We start from the raw sequence: 25352 nt of genomic DNA, 5'->3' as shown, positions 1-25352 counted from the left end.
TGCGTAGAAACGATTTCTCCGGCGCCGAGGTAGCTCAGTCGGTAGAGCAGGGGACTGAAAATCCCCGTGTCGGCAGTTCAATTCTGTCCCTCGGCACCACCTGCCTAGAATAGCCGTTACAACTAAGTTGTAACGGCTTTTTCATTTTCTAAGGATAAACTAAATTCTCGTCCCCGATTCCATCCAGCACTTCAGCATAATATTTCGCAGCCTCTTCCTTTGCTCCGTGTAAATCCATAAGTGTGTAATTTCCGCACTCAACCGGAGAAGCACCGGGAACATCGCCCTCGAAACCTGCCGCAAACCTAAACAGCTCCTGAATCAATTCCACGACATCCTTTGAGTCGTAACGACCATTGAGCAACAGGTAGAATCCGGTCAGGCAGCCCATGGGACCAAAGTAAATAATCTTATCGCCATACTCTGCATGGTTACGCAGAAAGGTTGCCCCGAGATGCTCCAAAGTATGCGCAATCGCCGGATCAAGAGCGGATTCATTGTTAGGCTCTTTTACCCGTAGATCAAAAGTAGTCACATTTTCAGCGCCGATTTCATCACGACGGGAAACATAAACCCCGCGCTTAAGTTTTGTATGGTCTATCTTAAAGCTCTCAATTTTATTCATATCAATCTCCAAAAATTATAATTCCAACCGGCGAAGCCCTAATAAAAGTTTTAGGAGAGTCCAGAGAACCCTTTTACAAAAGGGTTCTTTGGTCCCGCTGAAGGCGACCCGCGGTAGCGCCGCCGGAGGCAAAATCTTCTCATCAATCCCAGCGAAGCCGGCTCATAACTCCTTCAGCATAGACAAAACCATGCGTACGGAATTGGCGGCGGCTTTTTCCATGCTGGCTTCGTAGACTGAACTGCTTCCGTCTTCGTGGACCTTATCGGATATGGAACGGATCAGGATGAAAGGCACATCGAACAGAAACCCGGTCTGCGCGATGGCCGCACCTTCCATCTCAACAGCCATTACGTCGGGAAATTTCTGCTCGATCTGGGAAATCTGCTGCGGGGTATGGATGAAAGAATCACCGGAAAGAACAGGCCCCTGATGCACACTGATGCAATCCTCATTGATCCATGCCTTCTGCGCCAATCCGAGCAGAAGCTTGTCAGCCTGATACGCGGCAGGCATCTGCGGAATCTGGCCCATTTCATAATCAAAAGCAGTTGCATCGGCATCGTAATAACGCACTTCCGACGAAATCACGATATCACCGACCTTGATGTTGCCGGGAAAAGCCCCGGCCACCCCGGTATTGATCAGGTAGTCAGGTTTGAATTTGTCCAGCAGGAGGGTTGCACCTACCGCGGCATTAACTTTCCCTATCCCGCAAAGAAACAAGGCAACTTCTACCCCGCTGATGCTCCCGGTATGATAAACGAACTGCCCGAAATTCTCGGTACTCGGCCCTTCCAGTTTATTGACCAGCAATGCAAGCTCTTCTTCCATCGCCGCGATGATTCCTATCTTCAAAACTACTTTCCTTTTATGTGTTCCGGCTAATGAACTGCCGTGTTCATGCTTGATAGGTAATCAAAATCCATGTAATTAGTAAAATTAATAGTTCTACTTTTTTACATTATTTAAACTTACTGAAGAGATGAAAAATGCTGCCCGACCTGAACAGACTGAAAGTGTTCTTCCACATATTCAATGAGCAAAGCAGCACCGGGGCCGCTAAAGTACTGCACATCACCCAATCCGGGGTCAGCCAGCATTTGAAAAAACTGGAAGAAGAGCTTCAGACCGAACTGTTCACAAGGGTCAACCGCAAACTGGTCCCTACAGCTGCGGGCAAACAATTGTATGAGATTGTACAGAGCTTCATCAATGAACTTGAGCAGGGAGTCCGGCATATCAATGACGGCCTTGAAACCCCCTCCGGCCCCTTACGCATCGGTGCACCTGCTGAATTCGGTAAAATATACCTGCCGCCTATCTTCGGATCATTCCGGCACAGATATCCGGGTGTAACCATGCATCTGGAACTGAAAGAGCCTAAGGTGCTTTTTGAAATGGTTGCAAGCGGGGATCTGGACTTTGCCTACATCGATATCCTGCCATTTTTCATGGACACACCGGGCGGAACAGCAGCCTACTCCATCGAACCTGTGGTCCGGGAAGAGTTTGTACTGGCCTGCTCAAAAGAATATTATCGAGCCAGAGTCAGCGGCAGCAACTATGAACAACTCAAACAACTTGACTTCATCGGCTACAAAAATGACATCGCGCTCTTTCAAAGCTGGTTCAAACTGCATTTCATGAAAGAACCGCAGCAACTAAACCTGACCTTCGTTGCCGATAACTCAGGGGCCATTGTATCAGCCATTAAAGCCGGACTGGGGGCGGGAATAACGGTCAGCCACCTGATGAACAGGGAAATTGATACCGGAGAGATCATCGCCATTCGTCCCGGCACTGGAAAATTGGAAAACACTATTTCCTGCGTGCAATTCAAGGACAAAAAGCCGAACATCACCGAAACGGCATTCCAAGAGCATTTTCTACTGGAACTGCGAAAGAATTATGCGAAGCTGGGAGTAGGATAAACAGAGCAGAAAGCCGGCGCAATTAGCTCTTGCACATCGGGCTAGGACAAAATATCAAGCAACCTACCAAACAATTAAAAAATGGAGAGCATAACCAATGTTCAAAATTATTATTACTTCCACTTTTTTAATCTGCCTGCAGCTCTTCAGCATGCTGGGCGTGACGGAAACAGCCTTCAGCGAAGACAGCATTGAAAACCAGATCATCGTCAGGTTTACCAAGGGAGTCGGTGAAAGCGATGCCCGTGCTATCGCCTTAAAACATGACATGCGCGTAGTCGATGTGATCGACAGCCCGAAGAACAAATACGGACAGTGCATTCTGATACTTGGCTCAACACGCAGCACAGGTGAAATGATTAATACACTTGAAGAACTCGAAGAAGTGGACTCGTGCGCCCCGAACTTCATAAACCAGAGCAAACTGGACACAGGAAGGGACTTAGGCGGGCAATGGCCTGTGCAGATTGCAGCAGCCTAATTCAGAAATGCAGCAGACATGAAAAAGCCCTCATGATTTCTCATGAGGGCTATTCTAGGCACTTAGTGGTGCCGAGGGACAGAATTGAACTGCCGACACGGGGATTTTCAGTCCCCTGCTCTACCGACTGAGCTACCTCGGCGCCGCTGAGGAGAGATTACTAACCAAACCGGAAGCAGTTGGCAAGTACTTTTTTTAATTTTCTTCAACTTTTTTTTAATCCGAGCTTCTCAAGAGCTTCATCAGAGACGAGTCCGCGAATTCTCCTCGCATACTCATTTTTTAATTTTTCCAAATATTCCGGGTCAGTTTTACCTTTCCAAGTTGTTATTTCATTATACCGCTTGGGAATGTTGATTTCCTCGGGATTATAGCCTGTTGCAAACCGTATTTTCCAGCGCATGGCCCGGACCCTTTCCCCGATGCTATCCATATTCTCGGCGATTTCTTCGTAACCTACCGACTTGAGACATTCCGCCAACAATTCATCTTTATAAACCCCACGGGCGAACAAACAGGAAACCATGGAGGTCAGAAAAGCCCTTCCGGTCTCATCACTGATCAGAAAATCACAGACCTCATGTTCATCTTTACGGTCGTTTTTCTGATCCCATGAATATCCGCCGGAATCGAGGTGGGAATGACGGAAACCAAGCCCTTCAGCAACGTAGAAGGCTTCCCCGGTAGCGTATCCGGCCATTTCCTGACCGAGTACACAGGCAAAGTCTTCGCCGCCGTACTTTGCAGCAGCCACAAGGGAGCCTTTGCTCAGCGCGGCATAGAATTCATTTTCCGCATTTCCGAGGTGCTGGACTGCCTTCTTGTAGTTCTCCGCATCACCGAAAGCCAGCGGGACAATTGTCTCGGCTTCACTGACCAGACCTTTTTCAAAAGCTTCAGTGGCCCACGCAAGGGCTACCCCGCCGGACATGACATCCAGCCCGGCCTTCTCTACCTCGTCCATGATGCCCAGAACCTGAAAAGCATCAGTTACCCCGAGCATGGACCCGGTAGCGAATATCGGTTCATAGTCATAGGCAACCTGACGGTAGAGGTACTGGTTCGCCTCCATGAACTTTTCGCGCACAAAGCCGATATGGATACAACCAACCGGACATCCGGCGCAGGCGGCATTACGCAGCAGGGTATCGTCGGCAAATTTCTTTCCGGTAATTCCGTCGATCTTTTCGTCTTTGGTGGCCTGAAGGTTGCGCCACGGCAGGGATTCCAATTCGTTCAATGCATCAAGGTTCGCAGCTGTTCCGAGGCTGTGGTACTTGCTCATCATGTCAGTGGCGGTCATCTTCTGATAAACACGCTGATAAATCTTGGAGTACTCTTTGCTTTCCGGCAGGGCGAACGAACCGTCCCCTTGGATGACGATTCCCTTAAGATTCTTGGCCCCCATGACCGCGCCTGACCCCAGCCTTCCGAAATGGCGGTAGGTATCGGCATTTATGCAGGCCATGCCCGAAAGATTCTCCCCGGCAGGACCGATACGCAAAATAGACCTGTGCCCGGAACCGGGAAACATGGAGCGCAGGATTTTTCCAGTACTGAACACATCCTTACCGGCCAGAAACTGGACGTCTTTCACTTCAAGATGCTTCATGCCCAGAGACAGGCAGGACAGGCGCGGAGCACGCCCGGTGATGACCAGAGCATCATAATCCGCAAACCTGATCGCCAGCGCAGAACGTCCTCCGGCATGACTTTCCGCGAACTGGTCATGGTAGGGAGACTTGAAAGAACAGACTGTTTTGCTCATCAGCGGAAAAAGCCCGGTCAAAGCACCGATGGAAAATATCAAAGGTTGTTCGGGATCATCCCAAGGGGAATCGGCCTTTCCGTATTTTTCAAAAAGCAATGCCCCCAGTCCGCTGCCCCCGGCAAATTCATTACGGCCTTCGACCTTAACCACCCGGCCTTTACCGCTACCCAGATCAACAACCAGAACCCTGAAATAATCACGTATCATTATGATTCCCCTCCCTTGCCGGATTCAACCATCTCAAGGCATTCGTGCGGGCAGAATTCAACGCAGCGACCGCAATGGATGCAAACGTAAGGACGATCCTTCAGATCAAGATAAATTGCGTCAACCGGACAGGCCTCGGCACATTTGCCGCAACGGATGCAAAGGTCTTTTTTGTGGATAACTCCACCGCCTTTCTTGCGCATCTTCATGGCCCCGGTAGGACAGGCTTCAGCACATGGAGCGGGGGAGCAGGCCAGACAGACTTTTGCGACAAATCCGGTAGAAAGTCCTCCGGACGAAGCAATACGGATACCCGCGGTATTCCACGAAAGCAGCTTGTGCACCAGCCGTGCGCAGGCAAAGGAACAGGAATGGCATCCTATACAGCGTTCCATACGCGAAGCAGTCAATGTTTTCATAAGGTCTCCGGGAAATATTTAATTTTATAAAATGGTAGCAGGAATTTTAACACAGCAATGTTAATTTAAAAACTCTATTCGGAAACAGGCATTATATTCTTTGAGACATAAAAGAATGGGCCGGCAGTATTACTGCCAGCCCACATGGAATGAAAAAATAAAAACAATACTATTTCAAAGCGTCAGCCTGCTCCAGATTGCCGATGCCTTTTCCTTCGTACTCTTTGCCCTTGAGGTTGGCGACCAGCAGTTTGGTCAGCACACCTTTGGGTCCGAGTTCGAGGAAATTACGTGTTCCGGCTGCGTACTGGTTGGTAACAATCTCAATCCAGCGCACGGAAGAAGTCATCTGAGAGCACATGATCTTTTTGATTGCTTCAGGATTGGATTCGGTTCCTGCAGTCACGTTGAAATAAACCGGGAAAACAGGAGCGTTCCAATTCAGCTTTTCAAGATAAGCGCTGAATTCATCTGCGGCTTCCTGAATAAGCGGGCTGTGGAATGCGCCACTTACAGGCAGGGGAATAGCACGGCCTTTCTTTTCTTTGATCACGGTTCCGGCGGCATCGATGGCTGCTTTTTCTCCGCTGATTACGTACTGGGCCGGGGAGTTGTAGTTGGCTACACGAAGTTCCTTACCTGTTTCAGAAGCACCGAATTCTACAGCTTCTTCAACTGCAGACTGATCCAGCTTGAGAATTGCTGCCATACCGTGGTTTTCATTGGCAACCTGGGACATAAGCTTCCCACGAAGGCAGACGGCCTTGATGGTGTCTTCGACGGAAAGAATACCGGATGCACCGAGGGAGGCAAATTCACCGAGGCTGTGTCCGGCTGTTGCCGCAGGTTTGAGAGTATCTTTAAGATAGGTCCAGATGGACAGGTTCACTACAGTAAGACCGGGCTGCAAGGCGTCTGTCTTAGCCATGTCAGCGGCATCGCCTTGCCAGTAGATTTCACGCAGAGGCAGGCCGGATTCGGCTTCGGCAAATTTCCACAGATCCATGGCAGTGGACCATTTTTCGGCAAGATCACGCCCCATGCCGGATTCCTGAGAACCCTGACCGGGAAAAAGTATAGATAAATCAGACATATTAAAAACTCCTTAAAGTAAGGCGAGAAAAATCCCGACTGTATATAACGGAAACATATAATGCACTTTCATATTTAAGACGTGTCTTTAGAAAGCAGATTTAGCATGCATATTCAAGCTCAAATTAAAATACATATACGTATCTTAATTTCAAAATACGGGAGTGAATACAAATTATGAATGAAGCAGAATCAATAAACTAAAGTTCCAGCACCCCGGCTACCTTGGCCTCAAGTTCTTCTTTATCAATGGGCTTTACACAATACTCATTAGCCCCGTGTTTCAGGGACTCGCGGGCGGTCTCAAGGGTCGGATACCCGGTAAGCATAATCACTTTCAGTTCCGGCAGGATTTTCTTCATCTCTTCCAAAACTTCAACTCCGGTCATCTTCTTGAGCTTAATATCAAGGATAGCCAGCTCAACACCGCTGCCATCCAAAAAGGCAAGAGCTTCTTCCTCCTCGGAAAAAACACTTACTTCATGCCCCTTGCGTTCCAAAATGCGCTTGAGAAGTATGCCTGCATCCACAACATCATCCAGAACAAGAATATGTGCCATAACGACTCCTTAAAATTAACTGACCGATCATAATATCTAGCTGAACTTTAGTCGAGACCTCTGTTTTGCCATAACTTTCCCCACCATGCAGGAAGCACATATTTTTAACTCTGATTTCAGCAAAATGGCTTTTACAAATATTTCTTCTAATGTAGCTCTTGTTTTCGAAACACGAAAAATATTTATACACAAATTTCATTTTGCTAATTTATACATTTTAGATATGCAAAATAACAAGCAGACTACACTATAAATTACGCATACTACCAAAACCAGCTGTCGAATTTGATGGACAATAATCGAAATGTATTCTATGCGGTATCCTCAATTGTGCGTTTAGCGCATTTTACATATATTTTTTGCTGAATCAGTAAAATGGTTGCTGTTTCAGCTGGTTTTTTCTTAAGGAGTTCAAACAACATGCAAAAAAGAGAAACTTGGGGTTCCCGGTCCGGCTTTATTCTTGCCGCGGTGGGCTCTGCAATCGGTTTGGGTAACATCTGGCGTTTTCCTTACATGGTATATGAAAACGGCGGTGGAGCATTCCTGATCCCTTACTTTGTAGCTATGCTTGCTGCGGGTATCCCCTTCATGATCCTCGAATTCGGTCTCGGCCAGAAATTCAAGGGTTCCGCGCCAAAAATTTTCTCATCCATTTCCAAAAAATGGGAATGGCTCGGCTGGTGGCAGGTAGTGGTATCATTCATCATTGCCTCTTATTATGTTGTAGTTATCGCATGGGCGATGAACTACGTAGGCCTTGCCTTCACCCAAGGATGGGGAGCAGCGCCCAAGGACTTCTTCTTCGGAAGCTTCCTCGGCCTGACCGACTCCCCCATGAACATGGGTAACGTGCAGGGTTCAATCTTCCTGGCAACAGCCGCTGCCTGGGCATTTACTTTCATTGCCCTTTTCACCGGTGTTAAGGCCGGTATTGAAAGGGTCAATAAGATTTTTATGCCCCTTCTCTTCCTGCTTGTGTTTATCTTCATCGGCAGGGGACTCATGCTCCCCGGAGCCATGGACGGCCTGAACTGGCTCTTCAAACCCGACTTCGCCGCCATCATGGATGGTAAAGTATGGGCTGACGCATTCGGCCAGATCTTCTTCAGCCTTTCCATCGGTTTCGGTATCATGCTGTCATACTCCAGCTACCTGCCGAAAGAATCCGACATCAACAACAACGCCTGCATGACTGTATTCATCAACTGCGGATTCAGCATAATCTCCGGTATCATGATCTTCAGCGTGCTCGGCTACATGGCCCAGCAGCAGGGTGTTCCCATCAGTGAAGTTGCCGGTGCAGGTGTAGGCCTTGCCTTCATCACCCTGCCCACCGCAATCAACCTGATGCCCGCTCCTGTCTTCTTCGGCGTGCTGTTCTTTACTGCACTGGTTGTTGCCGGTCTTTCTTCCATGATTTCCATCAACGAAGTTATTACTTCTTCTGTTATCGATAAATTCGGTGTTTCCCGTAAAAAAGCCGTAGCAATCTGCTGTTCTCTCGGCTTCATGGTCAGCATCGTTTTCACCACCGGCGGCGGCCTGCTGCTGCTCGACATTGTTGACCACTTCGTCAACAACTTCGGCATTCTCATCGGCGGTTTCATTGAAATCATATTCGTCGCATGGTTCTGTAACCTCGATGAAATGCGCGTTCATGTTAACAAGACCTCTGAAATCTCCGTTGGCTCTCTGTGGCTGAACAGCCTGCGTTTCGTAGTTCCGGCCATGCTTGGCTTCATGATCGTTACCAACTTCGTCGGTGACATCTCCAAAAACTACGGCGGATACTCCAACACTGCTATCATCGCTTTCGGCTGGGCAACTCTTGCTCTCTGCCTTGCTGTGGGTTTTGCCCTTTCCAGCAAAGAAAGCGCTTTTGCAAATGTTTCCTCCACCAACAGTGACTTCCTCAAAAGGAGATAGAACATGACTACCAGCGCAATCATCATGATGCTCTTCGGCCTCGGCATTACCTGGGGCGGAGCTATCGTCTGCTTCCGCATCGCTTTTAAAAACAAATAGCGGTCGGTCTGCAATAGAATAAAAAAAGGGTGCGTTCCTTACGGGGAACGCACCCTTTTTTCAGGAAAGGATAGCGGTGCCGAACTGTTTAGCGAGGGAGGAGAACGACACCGCCAAGGGGTTGGACTGCAAAATAACCAAATACATTTCAGACCAAATCAGGGGTGTGATTCTTTATAGAATATAATAATGAGAATTTAAATCAAGCACTATTTAGAATTAATCCTGTCAGTGCATAAATTTTAACCTGAAAACCACTTCCGCCCGCCGCAACAGACAAAACAACACCATTCATTCAGACAAAAAGATGATCCGCATTTCCGGGCCGTTGTGCTATAAAAAATCAATCACGAATTCATTTTTTAACGGAGAGAATAAGAATGGACGTATTTGAAGCTATTTATTCCCGCAGAAGTGTACGCAAATTTCAAGATAAGCTTGTTTCCGAAGAAGACATCAAAGACCTCCTCGGCGCAGCAATGATGGCCCCCAGTGCAGGAAACCAGCAGCCCTGGCAGTTCATTGTTGTAGATGACAAAGAGAAGCAGACAGCCATAACCAAGCTCAATGAACATGCTCCCATGGCTGATAAAGCCCCTGTCGGCATTCTGGTCTGCGGCGACACCAGCCTCGAAAAATACGCCGGTTTCTGGGTGCAGGATTGTTCTGCAGCGATTCAGAACCTGCTGCTGGCCACCCACGCAAAAGGACTCGGAGCTGTCTGGACCGGAATCTACCCCCTAGAAGACCGGGTCGAAAATTTTCAGAAACTCTTCAATCTGCCCGGAAATGTTATCCCGCTGGGCTACATGGTCATCGGTCATCCCGGCCATGCTTCCAAGAAGCTTGACCGCTACAAGGAAGAAAGAGTCCGCCGCAACAGCTGGTAGGATTATTTTTTGAACTATGTTCTCATGATACCCCGGTGCATGCCGGGGTTTTTATTTTTCCATCCAAGCCAGCACCCGAGCCCACATATCTTCAGCAAGCTGCGCATCAAAGCCATCATCTTTCGGATTGGCGAACCCATGCCGGGCATTATCCAGCTGAATCAATTCATATTCAACTTCTGCAGCATGCATTTCCGCTTCGAACATCCGCGCATGCTCCTCTGGAACAACGGGATCATTATTCACGTGAATTGCCAGCAAAGGACATTTTATATCTCCGCCGGTAACGGGATGACTTGTATCAAGATACCCATAGACCGAAACCGCCCCCTGCAACTCCGACCCGGTGCGGGCCAGTTCCAGAGCTGCTCCGCCGCCGAATGAGAAGCCAAGCGCATGAATACGGGATAGATCAATCTGTGGCTGTGCTCTAAGCACATCAAAGCAGACAATGGCCCGTTCCCGCATAAGCAAACGGTCATTGCGATAGATACGGTGAGTGGTCCGGGCTTCATCTATTGTGGAAGGACGGTTGTGTAACCCATAAAAATCAGCGGCCAGAACTACATATCCCTTAGCTGCCAGACGTTGCGCATGCCCGATGATGACCTCATTAAGTCCGGTGTATTCATGAATAAGCAACACCGCCGGAAACGGTCCCGGCCCTTCGGGCAACAGCAAAACGCTTTCAAGTTCCGTATCAAGGTGAATGTGATCAATTATACGTTGGTCAACCATTACAGCTAACCTTTATCCCCGAATTTTTCATTAAGCCTGATCATGGAACCGCAAAGTCCTCCGGTCTCTTCACAGTCATATGAAGCAACATCCTCTTTCGGTTCTACATGAATGGTTACATGGCAGTTGTTCAAATCAGACTTGATACAGTCTTCAATCTCCATACATAAATCGTGGGATTCAGTGATGGTCGATGCGCCGGGAAGCAGGAGATGAAAATCAACAAAACGCTGTGATCCGGCCCTGCGGGTGCGCAACCCGTGATAGAGCACATCGACCCCGCCACAACTGCGGATGGCGGAATCAATAGCCATTAACTCTTCACGCGGAAGAGTGTTGTCCATCAGCCCGGAATAGGATTTTTTGATCAGGGAGAACCCGGTAAAGACAATATTCGCGGCCATGACCATTGCGATAAGTGGATCAATGAACGCCCATGACGGAGGAGTGAAAAGCATAATGCCCAACCCGGCCACCAGCCCCACTGAAGTCCATACATCGGTCAAAAGATGTTTTGCATCCGCTTCAAGAATAATGGAGTCATGGATCTTGGCCCCCTTAAGCATGACCTTGGCAGTCACATAGTTAACGACAGATGAAAGCAGGGCTATTCCCAGACCAATGCCCAGATTCTGGGGCACAGAAGGGCTCATGAATCGCTCGACCGAGGCATAAACAATACCCACCGCCGCAATAAGAATAAGCATTCCTTCCGCACCGCTGGAAAAGTACTCCGCCTTACCATGTCCGTATGCATGCTGCTCATCAGCGGGCCTAAGAGCCAAAGTCAATGTCGCCAATGCGAACAGAGCAGCCGATAAATTGACCAAAGTCTCCAATGCATCAGAAAGCAACCCAACTGAATCTGTTACGTACCATGCCCATGATTTAAGGATCATAGTGAGAATCGAGGCTGCAATTGAGTAGTAAATATACTTCCGTGGTGATTCCGACATGCTTTTTACCTGCTTTATATTAATATTTAAAACTTTTTTCAGATTATATATGCTCGTACAACGAATCTACTATTTTTACGTTTTCATTAAAATTATAGGCACTTTTTTACCAAAAACGAAAACTATGCCCCATTATTTTTCGACAATAATTTACATTGCCTCAATGTATTGTTTGGTTGTTCATTCAGTTTTGCAATTGAAATCTGTAACCATACAATAATAACTCAATGTTGTACAACTCTCTATGCTTGCGTTTTGCTTATTGTTTTTTTACTGAATGCAAAAAAAACATATGCCAAAATTAACTTATGCCCTATTTGCCACAAATTTGTTGACAATATTCACAACATCTCCCTATGACGAAGCCGTCTAGCATAATTTTTTTTTTAAACACGGGGGATGAATATGACTGAAAGTTCCAACATCTTTAAACGTATCGTATCCGGCAGTCTGGTTGTACAGATCATGGTCGGTATTGCGGCAGGTATAGCTCTGGCAACCGTTGCTCCTGAAGCAGCAAAATCTGTCAGCCTGCTTGGCTCCCTTTTTGTTAAGGGCCTGAAAGCGGTTGCACCCATTCTGGTTTTCGTAATTGTTGCGGCGTCCATCGCCAACCAGAAAAAAGGCGCACACACCAACATGCGCTCCATTATTTCTCTATACCTGATCGGTACCTTCATGTCAGCACTCGTTGCTGTTACTATGAGCTTCCTCATGCCGACCACCCTTACCCTGGTTGCGACTGACACCAGCGCAACACCTCCCGGCGGTATTGCAGAAGTTCTGAACACCCTGCTCTTCAAGATCGTGGATAACCCGGTCAACGCTCTCTACACCGGTAACTTCATCGGTATTCTCGCCTGGGCACTTGCTCTCGGTTTCTTTTTCCAGCATGCAAGCGACAGCACCAAACAGGCTCTGGAAGATCTCTCCCAAGGCGTATCCGGCGTAGTTAAAATGGTAATCCGCTTTGCACCTCTGGGTATCTTCGGTCTGGTTTCCAACACTATCGCCACCACCGGTTTTTCCGCTCTGGCGGGCTACAGCCACCTGATCATGGTTCTGCTCATCTCCATGGGTACCATCGCCCTGATCATCAACCCGGCTATCGTATGGTTCAAAACCAGACGCAACCCTTACCCGCTAGTATTTACCTGCCTGCGTGAAAGTGGCATCACCGCATTCTTTACCCGCAGTTCCGCAGCAAACATTCCGGTTAACATGGAACTTTGTAAGAAACTCGACCTGCACGAAGATACTTACTCCGTATCCATCCCCCTTGGTGCAACCGTAAACATGGGCGGCGCGGCGATCACCATCACCGTTATGACCCTTGCTGCTGTACACACTCTCGGAATTCAGGTTGATATCGCTACCGCACTGCTGCTCAGCCTTATCGCTTCCGTATCCGCATGCGGTGCTTCCGGTGTTGCCGGCGGTTCCCTGCTGCTGATCCCCCTCGCATGTTCCCTGTTCGGCGTTCCCAACGAAATCTCCATGCAGGTTGTTGCTGCCGGTTTCATCGTTGGTGTAATTCAGGACTCCGCTGAAACAGCACTGAACAGCTCCACCGACGTTATCTTCACTGCTGCTGCCGATATCGCAGCTAAACGTGGCGAAGTCGCAGGTGAAACTGTAAAAGCTTAAAGCAATGCCTCCGGCGGCTTAAACCCTTTTGCAAAAGGGTTTAAAAATCCCAAAACCTTTTATTTGGGCTTCGCCACTTTGCATATCAAAAGGGCCGTGTGTTTCGACGCACGGCCCTTTTTTCTTGACGAATTGTGAATCCATGATGACTCTGTTCACCTGCCACCAACAGTAAAAATTATCCCTTTTTAACTGATAGGGATTCCAAAGGGGCTTAGCTCCTTTGGCCGCCGGAGGCGAAATGCCATCGACAAAAGCGCGAAGCGCATCAAATCACAGCCCCCGGCAGGGCCGTCGGAGACATCAAATTGCACAATCACGATAGAATAAAAGAATATATAGAATCCCTGCTGGCTTCCCCGACCATGGGTGATCAGGTCGTTCATCACCGGGCGATGGACGGGACTGATCCAAGCTTCGGAGAACCGCGCCGTCCTTTTTCCCCTTCGGTGAATTCCGTACTCGGCTTCAGGAATATCGAACACCTCTATTCCCATCAGGCTGAGGCTACCGACTACGCACGCGCCGGACGCAATGTGGTTGTTGCCACTCCCACCGCCAGCGGCAAAACCCTGACCTACAACCTACCCGTGCTTGAGCAATGTCTGCGCGATCCTGATTCACACGCGCTCTACCTTTTCCCACTTAAGGCTCTGGCGCAGGACCAGCTGAAGACATTTAATGAAATGGCTGCCCTGATCCCTGAACATGCTCGCCCTGAAGCAGCTATCTACGACGGTGACACTTCGCCCTATAGACGTAAGAAAATCCGCGACACCCCGCCCGCAGTGATCCTGACCAACCCGGAAATGCTGCACCTCTCAATGCTGCCCTACCATGAAAAATGGGCCCCTTTTCTTGCCGGATTGACCCACATCGTTGTCGATGAAGTACATACCTACCGTGGGGTGATGGGTTCGCACATGGCCATGGTTTTCCGGCGTCTGCTGCGCATCTGCCGCTATTACGGGGCCGATCCATCATTTATCTTTTCTTCTGCCACTGTGGGCAATCCGGCTGAACTCTGCCACGACCTGACCGGACTGGAAGTAAACGCAATCACCAATTCCGGTGCAGCCAGCGGCAAACGCAATTACATTTTCTTCAATCCGGTTGTTTCGCCCTACAGCGCGGCAATCCAATTACTCAAAGCCGGACTTGCACGTGGCTTGCGAACAATTGTCTATACCCAATCACGCAAGATGACCGAGCTGATCGCCATGTGGGTCAACGAAAAGGCCGGGGAATACAAAGACCGCATCAGTGCCTACCGGGCCGGATTTCTCCCGGAAGAACGGCGTGAAATCGAGCAGAAGATGTCTTCCGGAGAACTGCTGGCGGTAATATCAACCAGTGCCCTTGAACTGGGCATCGACATAGGTGGACTCGATCTCTGCATTCTGGTGGGCTACCCCGGGTCAGTTATGGCTACCCTGCAGCGAGGAGGGCGAGTAGGACGCAGCCAGCGCGAATCAGCGGTTATTCTCATCGGACAGGAAGACGCTCTTGATCAATATTTTATGCGCAACCCGGACGATTTCTTTTCCCGTCCGGCGGAAAATGCCGTGCTTAATCCTTACAACCCGGTAATCATGCAGCGTCATCTTGTCTGCGCCGCAGCGGAACTTACCCTGCGCGACAACGACTATCTGCTGCGCGATGAAGAAATCAAAAAACGGGTTACCGAGCTTGAACAGGAAGGCATCCTGCTGCGCAACAAACGTGGCGATGAGATTTATTCCACCCGCAAACGCCCGCACCGAGAGGTTTCCCTGCGCGGAGCCGGGGCGACCATGCATATCGAGGACTCTGCAAGCGGCGCGACCATCGGCACCATTGATGAAGTCCGGGCTTACTCCGAAGCCCACGAAGGAGCAGTCTATATCCACCGAGGCTCTACTTACTGCATTAAGGAACTGGACCTCGGAACCAAGAAAATCAAGGCCGTAAAAGAGCGGGTCGGCTACTACACCAAAGCCCGCAAAAACAAGTCCACCGAAATCCTCGATGTCTATGCCCAGAAAAAAGTCTTCGGCATTGTCATGCGCTTCGGCAAACTGCGGGTCACCGAACAGGTAACCGGATATGAAAAACGTGCGGTCAGGGGCGGTAAGCTGCTCGGGATAGTACCGCTGGATATGCCCCCGGTTGTATTTGAAACACAGGGACTGTGGATGGAGATTTCCCCGCAGATAAAACGCCGTGCCGAAGAGGACTTTATCCATTTCATGGGCGGCATACACGCTGTGGAACACGCTGCCATCGGCATCCTCCCGCTTATGGTGCTCACCGACCGCAACGACCTTGGTGGAATCTCAACCCCCATGCATGAACAGGTCGACGGTCCGGCAGTGTTCATCTATGACGGCATCCCCGGCGGAGCCGGGTTGACCATGCAGGCTTTTGAACAAGCCGAAGAACTCCTTGAACGCACTTTACAGATCATTGTAGACTGTGAATGTGAACTGGGCTGCCCGACCTGTGTCCATTCCCCTAAATGCGGATCAGGTAACAGGCCCATCGACAAAGCTGCGGCAATCTATGTACTGGAAAATATGGTTAACGGACAACCACCGGAAAAAATTGAGGATTTATCTATGGTACTGGTCCCCTACGGCGAAGAAGTGAAGAAAGAGAAAAATTCCAAAGAACCCAAAAATTTCGGCGTTCTGGACGTGGAAACCCGCCGCTCAGCTCAAGATGTTGGTGGCTGGAACAAAGCCGAACGCATGGGTATCTCCATTGCAGTGCTTTATGATTCCACTGAAGACAAATTCTTTGAATATGAGGAAGAACAAATCCCGGAAATGATGGAGCGTGTCCAAAAGCTTGATCTGATCATCGGGTTCAACATTGAACGATTCGATTACAAAGTGCTCTCCGGCATCCATGCTTTTAACTATAACGGACTGCCCACACTGGATCTTCTGCTCAAGGTACATGAACGGCTTGGATACCGCCTTAAGCTGGACAACATTGCTCAGGCTACTCTTGATGCCGCTAAAAGCGCGGACGGCTTGCAGGCTCTTGAATGGTGGAAAGAAGGACGTCTGGACCTGATCACCGAATATTGCAAGCAGGACGTGGCCGTAACCCGCGATGTCTACCTGTTTGGCAAAGAGAACGGATACGTGCTATTTACTAATAAAGAGAAGAAGAAAGTAAGGTTACCAGTCGATTGGTAACAGGAGAGTATACACAGAAAGCCTCTTGAAACTCTCCGCAGATACGGAGGTTCTTATGCCCGTAAAGTTGCACTTGTTGATTATGGCCCTTTTTTTGGTCCTGCTCTCTGCCTGTGGACAGCAGGAAGCGACTTTCTACGAACTCACCTTTGAGCAGGATAAAATCCTGCTTATCGACAGCAACAGACCTTTCAGCGGGATTTACACCGAATATTACGACGCCGGACAGCAAGTCCCCAAGAGCCGGATTTTCATAAAAAATGGAGTCATGGACGGTGGATTCTACCACTATTACCCTGACGGAAAGCTGCGCGAAAAAGGCACCAACCGCGAAGGCAAGATATACGGATACCATTCCCTTTACTGGCCTAACGGCAAGATAAAACAGAAGTTCTTTGTCTGTCGAGACAAATCCGGATATAATTACGAATACTTTGATAACGGCAAAATCAGGGAAATGCGCCATTACAATGCGCAAGCCCAGTTGGATGGAAAGTCCTTCACCTTCCACCGTAACGGAAATATCAAGGATGAAATGAACTACAAGAACGGCAAACGCGAAGGGTTGTTTATAACCAAGGATAAGGCCGGATTTCTGGTCAATGTATTTGAATACCGCAATGACATCCTGCAGGAGCACGCCCGGGATCATGATCTTTCCGACCACACCCAGTATTCAGCCGAAAACACTATGTTTTATTATTTTTAAATTTTGTTTCGCTGCACAATCCTAAAATATAAAACCCGCCGCAGACAAAAAATGCGACGGGTTTCTTACGTTTCGATAACTATTGTTTATGCCTTGAGTTTCTCAGTCATACTGTTCAAAACCCTAACCTGATCAGATAGTTCCATGACAACAGACCTTGATAAATCCATGGCATTCGATGTTTCACCGGAAATTTCGCTCATACCGGTGATGCTGCTGTTGATCTCTTCACTGGCTGAACTGTGTTCATCGGCAGCAGTGGCGATGGATTGAACCTGTCCAGTGGCATCATTAACAAGCGTTACAATCTGGCGCAGTGATTCGCCGGACGCATTGGCAAGTTCAGTGACTCTGGAAATCGTATCTACAGACTTGACGGTGTTATCAATATTCCTGCGGGCTTCTTCCTGAATTCCTTTAACAGCCACACCGACATCATTTGTGGCACTCATTGTTTTTTCAGCCAATTTGCGCACTTCGTCAGCAACCACAGCGAATCCTCGCCCGGCTTCTCCTGCCCTTGCGGCCTCAATGGCAGCATTAAGGGCTAGCAGGTTAGTCTGATCGGCGATGTCAGTAATAACCCCAATGACCTGACCGATGCTTTCGGCCTGCTCACCAAGTGTTTCCATGTCATCCATCAAGGTCTGCGCCTGAGTAGACACCTCACCAATTCCGTTTACAGCACGGTAAACAACATCCGCTCCCTCTTCCGCCATGGCACGCGCTTTATCCACAGCCTCTGCCGCGCTGGATGCATTGTGCGCAACCTCCAGTACCGCGGAATTCATCTGATCCATAGCGCCCGCTGTTTCTTCTGCCCTTCTTGCCTGCTCTGAAGCCCCGGCACTGGATTGCTCAATCTGAACCATAAGATTCTCAGATGCAGATGATACAGAAGATACCACCTGTTCTATGCGGGAAGCCGCTTCATACATATCGGAAGCTCTGGATTCAGCAAGTTCATTGGCAGAACGCGCTTTTTCACTGGCCAGAACAGCCTCTTTTGCTTTGCGAGCCGCTTCCTGTTCTTTTCCGGTAATTTCAGCAATATTGTTTTGCAAGGCAACAGCCATATCCGTAATGGCTTCCTGCAGCTGACCTATCTCATCATTACTTTCAGATGAAAGCGCTGTATTAAAATCTCCGGAAGCAATTTTAGCGGCAACTTCCTTAGTTTCCACAATGGGTCTGATGATTCCACGTGAAACAACAAAAACTAAAGGTAACAATACCAACATGAAAAGTGCTGCTGATACACCGATTTGAAATAATACACTTTTCACAGCCAAATCATCCATAGCACTTTTAATAGCTGCAGCTTCGGACTCAACATTATCGATATATACCCCGGTTCCCACCCAGAAAGGGGTTCCAGGAATCATGGCCGCATAACCAAGCTTAGGCATAGGCTCGTTTTTGCCGGGTTTATCCCATGAAAAATATACAAAATCGCCACCTGAACGAGCAGCTTGGTCAAGCTCACGAACAGAATAAATTCCGTCTTTACCTCGTAGATTATTGAGGTCTTTACCGTGCAGGGCCGGTTTCACCGGATGGGCAACATTCACTGTTCCACGGTAAATAAAATAATAACCTGACGAATCATTTTCAAAAAATGCATTTTTGATCATTTTCCTGAACAATTCGATCTTGTCATTATCATTACTAAGCCCGGCAGAGGCATCGGCCAAAGCCTGAGCCATGGATGAGACAGCAACCTTGATTTTATTCTTCTGTCCATCAAGCATTATGTGCTGAACTTTTTCAGCTTCGGCCTGATTAAGCTTGAAGGAAGAATATATGCTGACGCAGATTGTTATTAACGAAGCCAAAAAGGCAATTACAAACAGCAACACCAATTTATTACGAATTGAGAGCTTATTCAAAAAACTTCTCCTAAGGAGTAACTATAGTATGATTTATTCTAAATGTGCGGGAAGAAATGGACCTAGGAAAAGCACCCGAAAACTACGGATGCTTATCTGGTTTAAATACTCATGAACTGGGGGGCGGGGAATTATTTATTTTCCGGTAATCTTATATTTCTTCAATTTATACTGCAAAAGACTCTTGGAAATACCGAGCATTTCAGCGGCATCAACCTTGACGAAATTGCTGGCGACAAGTGCACGGCGCACCAGAGTGGCCTCAATTTTATCCAAGGTGTCAGCAAGATTGAGCTTGGCGGGCAACAGGTCAACCGCACTTTTGAACTGTGCTTCTTCATCCTTGATTTCAGCGGGCAGATCCTCGGTCTCGATAACTATACCTGACGAAAGCACAACACAACGTTCTACAACGTTCTGCAACTGGCGCACGTTTCCTGGCCATTCATAGGCGGTCATGTAATCCATTGCAGCCGGGGCAAAACCTTCAAATTCCTTGTTATTGTCAGCGGAATAGGTAGCCAGAAAATGGTCTACTAAAAACGGAATATCCTCACGCCTTTCCCGAAGCGGCGGCATTTCAATGCTCACAACATTGAGGCGATAATAGAGGTCTTCACGGAATTCCCCTTTTTCCACAGCTTCTTTCAAGTTCTTGTTGGTCGCGGCAACAATGCGGATATCAACCTTGATAGGTTCGCCGCCTCCAACCCGCTCGATGGTCTTCTCCTGCAACACGCGCAAGAGTTTTACCTGCATGTCGTGGGAAATTTCGCCAATTTCATCGAGAAAAAGTGTACCCTGATCAGCAGCCTCAAAGCGTCCTCTTTTAAGGGCTACTGCTCCGGTAAAAGAACCTTTTTCATGTCCGAAAAGTTCGCTCTCCAGAACCCCGGAGTTGAATGCCATGCAGTTCACGGAAACAAAAGGCTTGTCACAGCGCGGCGAAGCCTGATGAACAGCCTGCGCCACCAGTTCCTTACCTGTCCCTGATTCCCCGGTGATCAGCACTGTGGAGCTACCCGGAGCGGCCTTGCTGATCATGTCGAAAACATGAAGCATAGGCTTTGAACGGCCGATGATGTTGCTTGGTGAATAGCGGTCTTTGATCTGCTCACGCAGTTGCCTGTTTTCCTGCTGCGCTTTAGCGAACTGGGCCGCCTTGGTAACGGAAAGAAGCAGTTCTTCGTTGGCAAAGGGCTTGGTTATGTAATCAAAGGCCCCGATTTTCATTGCTTCAACTGCTGATTCAATAGACCCGAATGCGGTCATAATGATTACCGGAATATATGGAAAATTCTTTTTAACATGCTCCAGCACATCCTGCCCGGTAAGTTTGGGCATTTTCATATCAGTAATGACCAGATCGACCTCTGATTCATCAAGATAGGCCAGCCCTGTTTCCGGGTCGGAAAGGGCTGTGATGGTATAACCTTCATCTGAAAGCATGGCCTCCAGAATGAGCAGGTAGTTCTGTTCGTCGTCAAGTATGAGAATATTTGCAGGCATTTTCTAACAGTCTTTTCTTTCAGGTAAAAATATTTCCAAACGTGCTCCGCCCTCGGGATTATTCCCGATACGCAGCTTTCCGTTATGGCTTTCCACAATATTGGTCACAATGGCAAGCCCAAGGCCGGTTCCATTATCTTTGGTGGTAAAAAACGGGTCTTTAACTTTTTCAACAATTTCATCAGGGAAACCCGTACCGGAATCGGAAACCACAACATTAATCCCGCCTTCAATCTCAGCAATGGACACTTTGATAGTTCCGTCCTTTTCCACTGCCTGCATGGCATTGCCGATAATATTGTAAAATGCGCGGTAAAGCAGGTCTTCATCTGCACAGACCATATGCCCCGGCAGGTAATCCCTTTGCAGTTCAATATTGCTTTCCCGGCACTTCGACTCAAGGAACATGTATATTTTATCCAACAGTTCAGAAGGATCAAGAGCATTCATAGTGATTTTGCGCGGTCTGGCGTAATCAAGAAAATCGCTGACCGTGCGGCTCAGCCGTTTTGTTTCTTCATGAATGGCCCCCAAAATCTTCACATTAACAGGGTCGCTGTCCTTCAGTCTTTTCAGCAACAATTCAGAGCTGGAACGGATGATACCCAGCGGATTGCGAATTTCATGGGCCACACCGGAAACCATGCGCCCGATACTGGCCAGCTTTTCACTCTGGTTCAGTTCCTTTTCAAACTGCTGCCGTTCCTTCATGCGCTGTTCATTTACAATGTCAGCACGGCGGATAATAGCCATGATGGTAGCAAAAAGTATGAGTGCCGAAAAACAGGAAGTGAACAGTATTAAGCGTTCAAAATTGATAACCGACTGGTAATCTTCGGTAATATCCTGTGTAATTTCCATGACCCCCATGATCACGTTTTCCTCAACATTCAGACTTTTTTCCGAACGAAGAGGATAAACGATCTTGAGCTGCATGGTTCCAGGGCGCATATTAAAATCGAAAATGAGAGCCGTTGTGGATTTCTTGCTTATAAATTCATATTTCGGGTTACCGCTTTGCAGAACCTCTTTAATGAATTCCCCGGCTAGATCAGTCTTACCTATTTTGTCAGTATCCGTTGAATACGAAACCGTCAGCTCCGGATCATAAATGCGTACTTCGTTAACTTTAAAGCTATGCACAGTGGAACGGACTACCTGATCTAAACGGTCCATCTGCTCTTTATGCTTCAAACCGATCCGACCGAAACCAATGAGGGTAGGAAGGATGAAACGGCGATAAATCTGGTGGTTCAGGTTCTCTGCCTGCAATAAAGCAAATTCTTTCTGCTTCTCCAGCAATGTCTCGTCCGCATGCTTAGCAAGAAACAAGGAAAGACCAAGGCTGCTGGCAATAATAACCATCAGCAATGTCCAAGAAAGAAGCTTTACAAGCTGGAATGATTTAACCTGCAAATCCTGTTGTTCTGATTCCAAAGAATGCCTCCGGCTTTTTGCCTCCGGTGGCCCCAGCGGGGAGTCTTCCTAAAGTCCCTCCGGGGGCGCTTTCAGCGGGACCAGAGAACCCTTTTGAAAAAGGTTTATCTGGACTCTCCTAAAACTTTTAATAGGTATGATTAAGTACTAGCCTGCTCATTCGTGCCTTAAAGATAGCTACTAGTAAAGAAAAAGGGGAAACTTAAGCTCTATCCTAAGTTTCCCCATACAAAACAACTAGAGAGTGCAGAGGGGATTATCCCCTTTGCCCGCCGGAAGCGAAATACTATCGACAAAAAGCGCGATAGCGCATCAAATCCTTAAAATTCCTGTTCCAGACGTTCGGTATTCAGAAAAGAATCAAGGCTGTCTTTTTCTTTTTGCAGACCATCTGCACCTAGACGTGCTTTTGCGAGCAACTTGCCCATTTCAACTGCGGGCTGGTCAATGGGATTAATTTCTATCAGCCAGCCGGTAAAAATGGTCGCTGCCATAAGCAATCCCATCAAGCGTCCAGCGGCTTCTTCACAATCTTCGCCCATCTGCATTTCCACCAGCGGAACTTTGTTAGCAGCCAGAGCCATTTTAGTTCCCAGTCCTTCAGCATGGATCAGCTCACCGAACTTCTTGCCCTTAAGATAGGCGAAATTGTCCGGGATATCTTCCGGAAAGGCAGCACCTTCTGGAAGCGAGGGGCAGGTCAGGAACAGGCAGCCCTTGTTGCGTGGTCCGTCCAAAAACATCTGGTTAACCGAATGCTGATCAGTGGCTCCGACGGCTGGAAGCGGCTGACTACCCTTGCCGTCCTTACCGAGACTTTCAGCCCAGAGCTGCGCAAACCAATGCCCGAAGCAGGCCCATTGCGGAATATATGAAAAGAAAATCAGTTCATTGTAACCTTCACTCATCAGGCCGGAAGCCCAGCAGGCAAGCTTAAATGCCGGATGCCCACTCAGGCTGTCACCATTGAGTTCTGGTGAAGCCAAAGGGGACAGCACAGCAGAAGCTCCTTCGACCATGGAGCGGTAATCAATACCCATAAACATGGCCGGAAGCAGACCGACAGCGGAAAGTACGGAATACCTGCCGCCGAGACTGTCGGGAACTTCAAGGGTGCGTACGGAAAATTCATCTGCCTGCTCGCGCAGGAATCCCTTTTCCTTATCGGTTACGAACAGGAGATTACGGCTCCAATTGTCACCGAGATCCTGTTTGAGTTTATCGCGGACAAGGAAATACTGGCTGATGGTTTCAATGGTCCCGCCGGACTTGGAAACAACAGCGACCAATGTTTTTTCAAGGGGAAGTTTTTCAAGATAAGCGTCGAGGGTCTTGGCGCAGACATTATCTGCGATCCAGAGCCACGGACCGTTGTGCCCGGGCTGATCCTGTTGCGGAAAGAAAGCTTTCTGTAAGGCGCGGGCACCAAGCGCGGAACCGCCGATCCCCAGCAGAAGCATGTGGTCGAAACTTTTTACGTAATCTTCAAGCCCCTCCAGATCATGGAGCAGGGAAGCCATAAAAGGCATGGAGCAGAAAGGCAGCTTTCCGTCGGCAACTTCACCGCTGAACCTGGCGGCGATGGATGCGGCGGAATCACAATGAGACTCGGAATCAAGTCTTTCGTACCAGCTGTCGGTCCAATCAAGAATATTGGCAGCCATATTCGATCTCCTGGTATAGGTTGCAGCCTGCCGAGAAAACACCATCTGCGTTGTTGCTGCGAAAAAGCCTGAAACTCACGTATGCTTAAATACGCTTCGTTCCAGTCTTTTTCTTGCGCCTAGCATCTGGCACTTTCTCGACAGGCTGATTATTTATTTTTAATCAAATATGACTATCTTTACTTGCTTTTTATTTTCCCATCAACACTTTGCCGATTTTTTCCAGTGAATTTTTGAGGACTTCGTCATCAACGGCATAGGAAAAACGGATGCAGCGGTCATCACCGAAAGCGGAACCGGGCACGAGAGCTACTCCGGCTTCTTCCAGAATCTTGGTGCACATGGAGGCGGAATCAGGGGTTTCTTCAGTAAAGAAAGCATCCAGAACCGGGAAGAGGTAGAACGCTCCGTCAGGTTTGGGGCAGATTGCGCCGGGCCATGAAGTAATGATGTCATAAGCGAGGTCACGGCGACGCTGGAACTTGACCTTCATTTCATCAATGAGATCCCAGGGTCCTTCGAAAGCGGCCAGAGCTGCTTTCTGGGCCATGGTGTTCACGTTGGAAGTGGACTGTCCCTGAATTTTGATCATGGCTTTAACCAGATCAGCATGGGCCAGAGCAGTCCCTACACGCCAGCCGGTCATAGCGAAGCTCTTGGAGAGTGCGCCAACAATGGCTACATCTTCAGGGTTCTTTTCCCAGAAGTTTGCAAGGGTGGAATATTCTGCGGGTGCATAGACCAGACGGTCATAGACTTCATCAGAAACAATAAAGATACCCTTTGATTTTGCCCAGTTTGCAATTTCGGTCAGCTGTGCCTGCGGGTAATGACCGCCGGTGGGGTTGGACGGGGTGTTCAGGATGAGCAGTCTGGTTTTATCGGTGCAGGCTGCTTCAAGGTCCTTGATCTCGGCCAGAAAGCCGGATTCAGCGGTTGTGGGAACAATGACCGGCTTACCTTCCGCCAGCTCGACCATTGCCGGATAGCTGACCCAGTAAGGTGCGGGGATAAGCACTTCATCGCCCGGATCAATAAGGGCCATGAACAGGTTATAAAGCGACTGCTTACCGCCGTTGCTGATGATGGTATTTTCTGCTTCGGCCTTAGCACCATAAAATCTACCGTAATAATTAGCTACGGATGTTCGCAGTTCAGGAAGTCCGGGTACTGCGGTATAACGGTGAAAACCGTCGTCGACAGCTTTCTTCATTGCTTCACAGACATGTGCCGGTGTAGGGCAATCAGGTTCGCCAACTGCTAGGCTGACGATTTCCTTGCCCTGTGCACGCAGTTCCTGTGCTTTAGCGTTTACAGCCAGAGTTGCCGACGGCTTAGCTCTCATAAGTCTTTCAGAAATTTTCATATCCCTTTCCTGCTGCTTGAGTTATATGTTTATCCATAGGCCATTGACGGTAGTTAAACATGAATTATAACAATAAATTCAAATATTTAAATACTTGAATCTGAAGTTTCTCCCTTAAGGAGCACAATTATCAGGATTGTTGTTAAGGTCCATGCTCTATTGGGGAACTTAATTGAAAACAGCAAAAACGTAAATCTTTCTGTGTAACATATCCCACTTTCCAGCTCTGTTTTTCGACCGTTTAC

Annotated in this window: 21 protein-coding genes and 2 tRNA genes; 9 read left to right on the top strand and 14 right to left on the bottom strand. The window is 48.3% G+C overall.

The genetic code is table 11. The annotated features are described in order from the left end of the window. Window positions 1–23 precede the first annotated feature (23 nt). Window positions 24–99, top strand: a tRNA-Phe gene (locus ACNI29_RS07685). Window positions 100–148: 49 nt separating this feature from the next. Here the strand turns inward: ACNI29_RS07685 and ACNI29_RS07680 are convergent. Together ACNI29_RS07680 and ACNI29_RS07675 are read right to left on the bottom strand one after the other, a co-directional pair. Then, complete coding sequence (locus tag ACNI29_RS07680; RefSeq protein WP_419781616.1) at window positions 149–625, bottom strand: S-ribosylhomocysteine lyase; 477 nt, start codon at window positions 623–625, stop codon at window positions 149–151. Between the two features lie 162 nt (window positions 626–787). Further along, entirely contained in the window at window positions 788–1483 is a 696-nt protein-coding gene (locus ACNI29_RS07675) for a 5'-methylthioadenosine/adenosylhomocysteine nucleosidase (RefSeq protein WP_419781615.1), read from the bottom strand. A 134-nt stretch (window positions 1484–1617) separates the two neighbouring features. On the opposite strand from ACNI29_RS07675, the gene ACNI29_RS07670 reads away from it, so the two are divergent. Next, window positions 1618–2559, top strand: a complete 942-nt coding sequence (locus ACNI29_RS07670) for a LysR family transcriptional regulator (RefSeq protein WP_419781614.1) — start codon at window positions 1618–1620, stop codon at window positions 2557–2559. Between the two features lie 97 nt (window positions 2560–2656). Beyond that, window positions 2657–3040 carry a S8 family serine peptidase gene (locus ACNI29_RS07665; RefSeq protein WP_419781613.1) on the top strand — a complete coding sequence of 128 codons (384 nt, stop codon included), beginning with the start codon at window positions 2657–2659 and terminating at the stop codon, window positions 3038–3040. 66 nt (window positions 3041–3106) lie between these two features. On the opposite strand, the gene ACNI29_RS07660 is transcribed toward ACNI29_RS07665, so the two are convergent. From ACNI29_RS07660 to ACNI29_RS07640, 5 genes are all read right to left on the bottom strand, one after another. Then, window positions 3107–3182, bottom strand: a tRNA-Phe gene (locus ACNI29_RS07660). Between the two features lie 63 nt (window positions 3183–3245). Next, the gene (locus tag ACNI29_RS07655) at window positions 3246–5018 is read right to left on the bottom strand and encodes an aldehyde ferredoxin oxidoreductase N-terminal domain-containing protein (RefSeq protein ID WP_419781612.1); all 1773 of its coding nucleotides are present in this window, start codon (window positions 5016–5018) and stop codon (window positions 3246–3248) included. Beyond that, window positions 5018–5437 (bottom strand): 4Fe-4S binding protein, encoded by a 420-nt coding sequence (locus tag ACNI29_RS07650; RefSeq protein ID WP_419781611.1) that lies wholly within the window; start codon window positions 5435–5437, stop codon window positions 5018–5020. The genes ACNI29_RS07655 and ACNI29_RS07650 overlap by 1 nt, the downstream gene beginning before the upstream one ends. A gap of 169 nt (window positions 5438–5606) precedes the next feature. After that, window positions 5607–6530 carry an ACP S-malonyltransferase gene (locus ACNI29_RS07645; protein ID WP_419781610.1) on the bottom strand — a complete coding sequence of 308 codons (924 nt, stop codon included), beginning with the start codon at window positions 6528–6530 and terminating at the stop codon, window positions 5607–5609. Window positions 6531–6729: 199 nt separating this feature from the next. Then, window positions 6730–7089, bottom strand: coding sequence for a response regulator (locus ACNI29_RS07640; protein WP_419781609.1), 360 nt, complete (start codon window positions 7087–7089; stop codon window positions 6730–6732). 420 nt (window positions 7090–7509) lie between these two features. Between ACNI29_RS07640 and ACNI29_RS07635 the strand changes: the two genes are divergently transcribed. The 3 genes from ACNI29_RS07635 to ACNI29_RS07625 all read left to right on the top strand — a co-directional run bounded on the left by ACNI29_RS07635 (window position 7510) and on the right by ACNI29_RS07625 (window position 10007). Next, entirely contained in the window at window positions 7510–9018 is a 1509-nt protein-coding gene (locus tag ACNI29_RS07635) for a sodium-dependent transporter (protein WP_419781608.1), read from the top strand. Between the two features lie 3 nt (window positions 9019–9021). Then, a complete protein-coding gene (locus ACNI29_RS07630) occupies window positions 9022–9117 on the top strand; it encodes a MetS family NSS transporter small subunit (protein WP_419781607.1) in 96 nt (31 codons plus the stop codon). A 380-nt stretch (window positions 9118–9497) separates the two neighbouring features. Next, window positions 9498–10007, top strand: coding sequence for a nitroreductase family protein (locus ACNI29_RS07625; protein WP_419781606.1), 510 nt, complete (start codon window positions 9498–9500; stop codon window positions 10005–10007). A gap of 51 nt (window positions 10008–10058) precedes the next feature. Here the strand turns inward: ACNI29_RS07625 and ACNI29_RS07620 are convergent, their stop codons facing one another. After that, on the bottom strand, window positions 10059–10745 hold the full coding sequence (locus tag ACNI29_RS07620) for a dienelactone hydrolase family protein (RefSeq protein ID WP_419781605.1): 687 nt from the start codon (window positions 10743–10745) through the stop codon (window positions 10059–10061). Between the two features lie 5 nt (window positions 10746–10750). Next, window positions 10751–11701 carry a cation diffusion facilitator family transporter gene (locus tag ACNI29_RS07615; RefSeq protein WP_419781604.1) on the bottom strand — a complete coding sequence of 317 codons (951 nt, stop codon included), beginning with the start codon at window positions 11699–11701 and terminating at the stop codon, window positions 10751–10753. Between the two features lie 405 nt (window positions 11702–12106). Here ACNI29_RS07615 and sstT point away from each other — a divergent pair, with 405 nt between their 5' ends. From sstT to ACNI29_RS07600, 3 genes are all read left to right on the top strand, one after another. Then, window positions 12107–13348, top strand: coding sequence for a serine/threonine transporter SstT (gene sstT / locus ACNI29_RS07610; protein WP_419781603.1), 1242 nt, complete (start codon window positions 12107–12109; stop codon window positions 13346–13348). Window positions 13349–13713: 365 nt separating this feature from the next. After that, window positions 13714–16533, top strand: coding sequence for a DEAD/DEAH box helicase (locus tag ACNI29_RS07605; RefSeq protein ID WP_419782096.1), 2820 nt, complete (start codon window positions 13714–13716; stop codon window positions 16531–16533). A gap of 55 nt (window positions 16534–16588) precedes the next feature. Beyond that, entirely contained in the window at window positions 16589–17242 is a 654-nt protein-coding gene (locus tag ACNI29_RS07600) for a toxin-antitoxin system YwqK family antitoxin (RefSeq protein ID WP_419781602.1), read from the top strand. Between the two features lie 86 nt (window positions 17243–17328). Here ACNI29_RS07600 and ACNI29_RS07595 read toward each other — a convergent pair whose 3' ends face one another. From ACNI29_RS07595 to ACNI29_RS07575, 5 genes are all read right to left on the bottom strand, one after another. After that, window positions 17329–19131: a methyl-accepting chemotaxis protein gene (locus ACNI29_RS07595; protein ID WP_419781601.1), complete on the bottom strand. Its 1803-nt coding sequence runs from the start codon at window positions 19129–19131 to the stop codon at window positions 17329–17331. A 135-nt stretch (window positions 19132–19266) separates the two neighbouring features. After that, the gene (locus ACNI29_RS07590) at window positions 19267–20640 is read right to left on the bottom strand and encodes a sigma-54-dependent transcriptional regulator (protein WP_419781600.1); all 1374 of its coding nucleotides are present in this window, start codon (window positions 20638–20640) and stop codon (window positions 19267–19269) included. Window positions 20641–20643: 3 nt separating this feature from the next. Then, window positions 20644–22077: a sensor histidine kinase gene (locus tag ACNI29_RS07585; RefSeq protein ID WP_419781599.1), complete on the bottom strand. Its 1434-nt coding sequence runs from the start codon at window positions 22075–22077 to the stop codon at window positions 20644–20646. 320 nt (window positions 22078–22397) lie between these two features. Further along, complete coding sequence (locus ACNI29_RS07580) at window positions 22398–23741, bottom strand: phosphoglucose isomerase-related protein (RefSeq protein WP_419781598.1); 1344 nt, start codon at window positions 23739–23741, stop codon at window positions 22398–22400. A gap of 190 nt (window positions 23742–23931) precedes the next feature. Then, complete coding sequence (locus tag ACNI29_RS07575) at window positions 23932–25107, bottom strand: pyridoxal phosphate-dependent aminotransferase (RefSeq protein ID WP_419781597.1); 1176 nt, start codon at window positions 25105–25107, stop codon at window positions 23932–23934. Between the last annotated feature and the right edge of the window lie 245 nt (window positions 25108–25352).

Source organism: Maridesulfovibrio spiralis (SeqCode) (genome assembly GCF_048571135.1).
Taxonomy (GTDB): Bacteria; Desulfobacterota; Desulfovibrionia; order Desulfovibrionales; family Desulfovibrionaceae; genus Maridesulfovibrio; species Maridesulfovibrio spiralis.
The sequence above is the reverse complement of the archived record's forward strand: the minus strand, read 5'-3'. Positions and strand labels throughout refer to the sequence as shown.